The sequence below is a fragment of the Actinomadura sp. genome (genome assembly GCF_044508335.1).
Lineage (GTDB): Bacteria > Actinomycetota > Actinomycetes > Streptosporangiales > Streptosporangiaceae > Spirillospora.
The window spans coordinates 12,020-17,167 of record NZ_JBIQHY010000053.1 but is presented as its reverse complement, the minus strand read 5'-3'; the positions used below and the strand labels follow the sequence as shown (position 1 = coordinate 17,167).

General features: G+C 75.9%; 5 protein-coding genes. 3 read left to right on the top strand and 2 right to left on the bottom strand.

What is annotated here, in order from left to right:
• Positions 1-84: 84 nt before the first annotated feature.
• Complete coding sequence (locus tag ACIWVC_RS19025) at positions 85-936, bottom strand: DUF72 domain-containing protein (protein ID WP_396448642.1); 852 nt, start codon at positions 934-936, stop codon at positions 85-87.
• A 55-nt stretch (positions 937-991) separates the two neighbouring features.
• Between ACIWVC_RS19025 and ACIWVC_RS19020 the strand changes: the two genes are divergently transcribed.
• Together ACIWVC_RS19020 and ACIWVC_RS19015 are read left to right on the top strand one after the other, a co-directional pair.
• Complete coding sequence (locus tag ACIWVC_RS19020; RefSeq protein WP_396448641.1) at positions 992-2,131, top strand: AI-2E family transporter; 1,140 nt, start codon at positions 992-994, stop codon at positions 2,129-2,131.
• Positions 2,132-2,286: 155 nt separating this feature from the next.
• A complete protein-coding gene (locus ACIWVC_RS19015) occupies positions 2,287-2,700 on the top strand; it encodes an OsmC family protein (protein WP_396448640.1) in 414 nt (137 codons plus the stop codon).
• Here ACIWVC_RS19015 and ACIWVC_RS19010 read toward each other — a convergent pair.
• The gene (locus tag ACIWVC_RS19010) at positions 2,645-3,895 is read right to left on the bottom strand and encodes an MFS transporter (protein ID WP_396448639.1); all 1,251 of its coding nucleotides are present in this window, start codon (positions 3,893-3,895) and stop codon (positions 2,645-2,647) included. The two genes, ACIWVC_RS19015 and ACIWVC_RS19010, sit on opposite strands and share 56 nt — an antisense overlap.
• Positions 3,896-3,931: 36 nt before the next feature.
• Here ACIWVC_RS19010 and ACIWVC_RS19005 point away from each other — a divergent pair, with 36 nt between their 5' ends.
• Entirely contained in the window at positions 3,932-4,981 is a 1,050-nt protein-coding gene (locus ACIWVC_RS19005) for a LacI family DNA-binding transcriptional regulator (RefSeq protein WP_396448638.1), read from the top strand.
• Positions 4,982-5,148 lie beyond the last annotated feature (167 nt).

The window sequence follows — 5,148 nt, the reverse complement described above, 5'->3', positions numbered from 1 at the left end:
GGCGATGCTGGGCGCCGGCGACGAGACCAAGAACGACGAGCCCCGGAACGACGAGACCCGGAGCCGGGCCCCCGGAGCCGGGACCTAGAACAGGGTGGGCGGTTCGGCCGGCACCGGCTCCGGCAGCGGCTCGACCTCCGGCGCCAGCGCCCGCACCTCGCCGTGGAAGCGGCGCGCGAGCGCGAGCGCGTCGGCGTTGTCCGGCGTGTGGACGAACACGGTGGGGGAGCGCCCCTCGCGCACCCACTCCGCGGCCTTCTCCACCCAGAACCGCCAGCCCTCGGCGGTGCGCTCGGCGTCGTCCCGCCCGAGGTAGCGGACGATGGGACGGTCGGTGAGCGCCGCCGACCGGCGCGGCACGCGCGGCTTCTTCGTCCACGCGTCCCGTTCGGCGTCGCTGGTCGGCGGGCTCCGGAAGAACGCCGTGGTGTCGAACGGGACCCACTCGGCCCCGGTCCGGCCGAGCACCCGCTCCAGGTCGCGGGCGCACCGCGCGTCCTCGAAGAACGCCCGGTGCCGCACCTCGACGGCGTACCGGTGCGCCGCGGGCAGCCCGCGCAGGAACCCGGCGAGCGTCCCGAGGTCGCCGGGGCCGAACGAGCCGGGCAGCTGCACCCAGAGCGCGTGCGCCCGCGACTCCAGCGGCTCCACCGCCCACAGGAACGACCGGAGGTCGGCCTCGAACCCCGCGAGCCGCCGCTCATGCGTGATCGTCTTCGGCAGCTTCACGACGAACCGGAAGTCCGGCGCGGTCTGCTCCGCCCACGACTCCACCGCGCTCCGCGCCGGCGTCGCGTAGAAGGTCGTGTTGCCCTCCACCGCGTCGCACCAGCTCGCGTAGGCGCGCAACCGCTCGCCGGGGGGCAGCGACGGCGGCAGGAACCGCCCCTGCCACCGTGCGTGCGCCCACATCGCGCACCCCACATGAACCCGCATGGCGTCCGACGCTACCGCGCGATTGCGCACCGGACGACCGGGTACGTGGCGCGCGATGGCCACCGGCAGGGGATTCGAGTCCGTCCCGTCCGCGCTGCGCAACGCCGCGGCGGCGGCCGCGTGCCTCCTGCTGGTCGCCGGCGCCGTCTGGCTGGCCGTCTACGTCCTGTTCAAGGTCATGGCGCTGACGATGGCGGTCGTCGCCGCGCTGCTGCTGACCGCGCTGGTGGCGCCGGTGGCCCGGCTGGTGCGGCGGCTGCGGGCGCCCGCCTGGGCGGCCGCGCTCTCCGGGCTGCTGACCCTGCTCGTCGCGATCGGCGGGGCGCTCACCCTGGTCGGCGACCAGGTCGCCGGGCAGTGGAGGGAGATGAGCCGCGGCCTGACCAGCGGGCTGGACCGGGCCCGCGACCAGCTCGTCAACGGGCCCCTGCCGATCAGCGAGCAGCAGCTGGACAACATCGTCGACGGCATGGTCAAGGCCGCCCGGCGCGCCTCGCCCGACCCGATGACCAGCGCGAGCGTCGCCGCGGAGGTGGCGGCCGCCGCGCTGATCTCCCTGTTCCTGCTGTTCTTCATGCTGAAGGACGGCATGGGCATGTGGGGCTGGATCCTGCGCCTGGTGCCCGCGCACCGCCGCCCGGAGATCGACGCGGCGGGCCGGGCCGGATGGCAGGCGCTGGTCTCCTACGTGCACGGCATCGTGCTGATCGCCCTGGTGGACGCGCTCGGCATCGGCCTCGCGCTGGTGCTGATCGGGGTGCCGTTCGCGCTGCCGCTCACCCTGCTGACGTTCATCGCCGCGTTCGTCCCGTTCGCCGGGGCGATCGTCGCGGGGGCCGCCGCCGTGCTCATCGCCTTCGTCAGCGGCGGGCTCACCGACGCGCTGCTGGTGCTCGCCGCCGTGATCGCCGTCCAGCAGGCCGAGAGCCACCTCCTGCAACCGCTGATCATGGGACGCACGCTGAACCTGCACCCGGTCGTGGTCGTCGTCTCGGTCACGGCCGGGACGCTGCTGGCGGGCGTCGCGGGGGCCGTCATCGCCGTGCCGGTCGTCGCGGTCGTGTACCGGGTCGCCTCCGTGCTCGCCGGCGGCGGCGAGCCCGCACCGGAACCCCCGCCCGATCCGCGGCCCGGATCTCCGGCCGAACCTCCGCCCGAGCCGCCGCCCGCCTCCCCGCCCGCAGCGGACGCTTAGCGCCGCCCACCTGACATCGCAGGTCAATGCCGCTGTCCGCGCGCGGGCACCGGTGCCGAGTGTCCTCCCCGCTCGGGACCTTCGGCACTACGCCCGGCGGGCCCCGGGATCGGAGACTGGAACACACGTCATCAGGAGCAGAGGAGATGGTCCGGATGAGGGAGATGCTGGTCGTCCACCGGGACAACGACGCCTTCGCCGTGCTTGTCCGTGACCACGTGATACATGTGGACCAGCCGTACTCGGCGGGCGGCATGGACGTCGGCCCCACGCCCGTTGAGCTGTTCGTCGCGTCGCTGGCCGCCTGCGCCGCCCACTACGCGCGGCGCTACCTGAACCGGCACAGCCTGCCCACCGCGGGGCTGGAGGTCGTCGCCGGCTACGCCATGAGCCCGACCATCCCGGTCCGGGTGTCGCGCATCGACCTGCGGCTGCGCCCGCCGGCGCGGCTCACGGACGCGGAGACCGATGGGCTGATGGCGGCCGTCGACAACTGCACGGTGCACAACTCGATCATCGACGCGCCCCGTATCGGGGTGCACTTGGAGACCGAGGCCCGCGCCGCCTGACGTCCGGCGGGCCCGGCTCCCCGCCGCGCCCGCCGCCGAGCCGCAGCAGCGGCGGGGTGAGGACGAGCAGGGCGGCCGCGAGGGCGGCGACCGCGACCATGGCCCCGCGCAGGCCCACGGCGTCCGCCCAGAGCCCCACGTAGCCGGGGCCGGCGAGGAAGCCGAGGTAGGACACCGTCGTCACGACCGAGGTCGCGCGGCCGCGGCGGGCCTCCTCGACGTTCACCGAAACGAGGCCCAGCAGGGTCGGGAACAGCACCGCGGTGCCGGCCGCGGCGACCGCGAGGCCCAGCCCGGCGATCAGCAGCGTGGGCGCGGCGGCGATGACGGCCGCGCCGGCCGCGGCGGCGGACGCGCCGCAGAGCAGGACCGTGCGCGCGTGGGCGGGCCCGAGGCCGCCGATCAGGAACCGCGTGATCGCGACCGTCCCGGCGAACACGGCGGGCGCGACGGTGCTCAGCCCCGCGCCCGAACGCAGTTCCCGATACGCGAAGACCGCGCTCCAGCTCTGGTGGGCGTTCTCGCTCGCGAACGACAGCGCGCCCAGCACTCCGACGAGCAGGAACGGGACGATCCCATGCCGGCCGGGCGACGCCGGCCCGGCCGCGCGGCCGCGTCCGGCAGTGGCGCCGCGCCTCGCGGGCAGATGCGCGAGCAGGGCGGCGCCGGCCGCCAGGCAGAGGGCCGCGGCGGCGAGGAACGGCGCGGCGAGCGGCAGCGAGGCGGCCGACGCGAGCCCCGTGCCGAGGCCGGCCAGGACGACCAGGCTGGAGAAGACCGCGTGGGCGCGGGTGATGACGGGCCGGCCGGCGGCCCTCTCGGCGCGCCCGGCGACCGCGTTCATGGCGACGTCCGCCGCTCCGCTCGCCGCGCCGACCAGGGCGAGCGCGGCGCACAGACCGACCAGGTTCACCGAGGCCGGCGCCGCCGCGGCGCCCGCGGCGCCGAGGGCGGCGATGGCCGCGGCCGAGACCCGCGGCCCCCACCGGTCGAGCGCGCGGCCCGCCAGCGGCATCGCCGGCAGCGCCCCCGCGCCGATGAACAGCAGTGCGAGGCCGAGCTGCCCGTCGCCGACGCCGGCCTGCTGCTGCACCCGCGGCACCGACCCGCCCCACACGCCCCAGAACGAGCCGAACGCGGCGAACGCCACGAACGCCGAAGCGGTCAGGCGGCGGGGGGATCCGGCGGACGTCATCTGTGTAACGATACACAACCCGCTAGGGTGGACCCCATGGCATCGTCCGCGAGCTCAAGGCGGGTGACCCTCGCGCAGGTGGCCGAACTGGCCGGGGTGTCGGTCATGACCGCCTCCTACGCCTACAACAGGCCGGAGCGCGTATCGGCGCGGTCCCGGTCGAAGGTGCTGGCCGCCGCGGCCCGGCTCGGCTACGCCGGGCCGGATCCCAGCGCCCGGTCGCTGCGCCGCGGCAGCACCCGCACGCTCGGCGTCGTGATGGGCGAGCACCTGAGCTACGCGTTCGACGACCCGCAGGCGGTGTCGTTCATGGCGGGGATCGCCGATGTCTGCGCAGGCCGGGGCTACGGCATGACGATCCTGCCGATCACCGGCGCCGCGGGCGACGTGCCGCGCATCACCGACACCGCCGTGGACGGGTTCATCGTCTGGACGACCTCCGACGACGACCCCGTCCTGGCGGCCGTCCGGGGGACCAGGCGTCCCGCCGTCGTCCACGGAGGGCCCGCGGTCGGCGGCCTGGGACTGGTGAGCATCGACAACCGCGCGGCGGCGCACGCCGTGGGCGCGCTCGCCTTCGCCGGTGCCCGGCGTCCGGCGGTGGTCGGCTTCCCGCTGTCCCGCGAGCGCATCAGCACGATCACCAGCGGAGCCGCCATCACGGACGTCTCGTTCCCGGTGACGCGTGAACGGCTGGAGGGCTACCGGCGCGCGGCCGAAGAGGCCGGCACCGCCTGGCAGGACGTGACCGTCGCCGTGTGCGCGCGCAACGACGCGGCCGAGGCCGAGCGGATCGCGGCGGCCCTCCTGGCCTCCGCCGAACCGCCCGATGCGATCGCCGCGATGAGCGACCAGCAGGCCGCCGGGGTCGTCCGCGCCGTCCGCTCCGTCGGCCTCGCCGTCCCGGACGACGTGGCGGTCACCGGGTGGGACGACGCGGCGGTGGCGGCGCAGCTCGGGCTGACCACGGTCGCGCAGTCACTCCGCGACCAGGGCGCGGCCTGCGCGCGGGCCGCGCTCGGGGAGCCACTGAAGTCCCCGGCCGCACCGTGGAGGATCGTCCGCAGGAGCAGCACCCGGCCGTGACGGGTGCTCAAGGAGACGGGCGGACGGGCTCGCGCCGGGCGGGGCGCATGCCGAAGCCGGCCAGGACCGGCAAGGGCGTGACCGACCTGGAGCCCTGACGGCCGCACTGCCCGGGGGCGGTGGCGCTGGTCCGGCGCCACCGCCGTGCGGGTTTCAGTGACGGGTGC

What these genes read in the sequence shown, in the direction of transcription:
- ACIWVC_RS19025 (WP_396448642.1), bottom strand. Translation starts at nt 936, where the DNA reads ATGCGGGTTCATGTGGGGTGCGCGATGTGGGCGCACGCACGGTGGCAG.
- ACIWVC_RS19020 (WP_396448641.1), top strand. Translation starts at nt 992, where the DNA reads ATGGCCACCGGCAGGGGATTCGAGTCCGTCCCGTCCGCGCTGCGCAAC.
- ACIWVC_RS19015 (WP_396448640.1), top strand. Translation starts at nt 2,287, where the DNA reads ATGAGGGAGATGCTGGTCGTCCACCGGGACAACGACGCCTTCGCCGTG.
- ACIWVC_RS19010 (WP_396448639.1), bottom strand. Translation starts at nt 3,895, where the DNA reads ATGACGTCCGCCGGATCCCCCCGCCGCCTGACCGCTTCGGCGTTCGTG.
- ACIWVC_RS19005 (WP_396448638.1), top strand. Translation starts at nt 3,932, where the DNA reads ATGGCATCGTCCGCGAGCTCAAGGCGGGTGACCCTCGCGCAGGTGGCC.